Raw genomic sequence first — 1,056 nt, 5'->3', positions numbered from 1 at the left:
CGCCGTGCTGATCCTCGCCGCCGCGCTGGCTGGCGGCGTCGTCCTTGACCGCACCGGCCCGCGCCGGGGCCCCACCTGACGAGAAATGTGGTGAGGAAAGTGTTCGACGCAGAAGAATATCTGCGGTGCATAGGTCATGAGGGAGGGACGGGGGAGCCGGAGCCGGATCTCGACACGCTGCGGGCGCTGCACAAGAAACACCTCATGGCGATTCCCTACAACAGCGTCAGCTCACTCACCCGTCCGCCGTCACAGCGGGGGACCGGCGTCGACCTCGTCGACATCGACGAGGACGCCACCTTCGACGCGGTGATCGCCGAAGGCCACGGCGGCGGCTGCATCCAGCTCAGCCGGCTCTTCTTCCGGCTGCTCCGTGAAGTGGGATTCGACGCCGCCCTGATCGGCGGCAGCACCGTCGAAGGAGCGCAGCTCTTCGGCACGGACGTCGAGCACATGCTCGTCCTCGTCACGCTCGACGGCGAGCGGTGGCTCGTCGACGTCGGCTACGCGGGACCGTCGTTCCTGGAACCGCTGCGCGTCGGCGAGGAGATCCAGGTCCAGTACGGCGTCCAGTACCGGCTCGTCGAGGACGCCGGGCACCTCGTCCTGCGGCGCTGCGCGCGGGGCGGCCGCTGGCACGTCGTCTACCGCTTCACGTTGACCGTCCGGGAGCCCGCCGCCTGGTCGGAGTTCGAGGGCAAGGTCAACGAGAAGCTGGCTGCGACGGAGCCCGGAGCGGGCGGCGGGTTGATGCTCTGCAGCCGGGCCGTGGACGACGGCCAGGCCATCCTGAAGGGGCGGCGGTACCTGACGGTCCGTGACGGCCGCGAGCAGGTCCGTACTCTCGTCGACAACGCCGAGTACGAGAACCTCGCCGCGGGCATCCTCACCGGACCCGTCGGCTGAGCGGCCGGCGTGCCCTACGTGACCCTGCTTCCCCTGCCCATCGAGGAACTCGCCGTGGGCCGCGCCGGCCGCGGACGCTCACCCACGCCGCCCACCGCCGCACCCCAGAGACCCGCCGACCCCCCCCCCCCCCGCACGCGCACAGCAGGC

Annotated in this window: 1 protein-coding gene; it reads left to right on the top strand. The window is 70.9% G+C overall.

The window, feature by feature from the left end; translation table 11 throughout:
• The first annotated feature begins 87 nt into the window (after positions 1-87).
• Positions 88-906 carry an arylamine N-acetyltransferase gene (locus ACFWR9_RS34945; protein ID WP_383849480.1) on the top strand — a complete coding sequence of 273 codons (819 nt, stop codon included), beginning with the start codon at positions 88-90 and terminating at the stop codon, positions 904-906.
• The last annotated feature ends 150 nt before the right edge of the window (positions 907-1,056 follow it).

Source organism: Streptomyces sp. NPDC058534, from assembly GCF_042717365.1.
Lineage (GTDB): Bacteria > Actinomycetota > Actinomycetes > Streptomycetales > Streptomycetaceae > Streptomyces.
The sequence above is the reverse complement of the archived record's forward strand: the minus strand, read 5'-3'. Positions and strand labels throughout refer to the sequence as shown.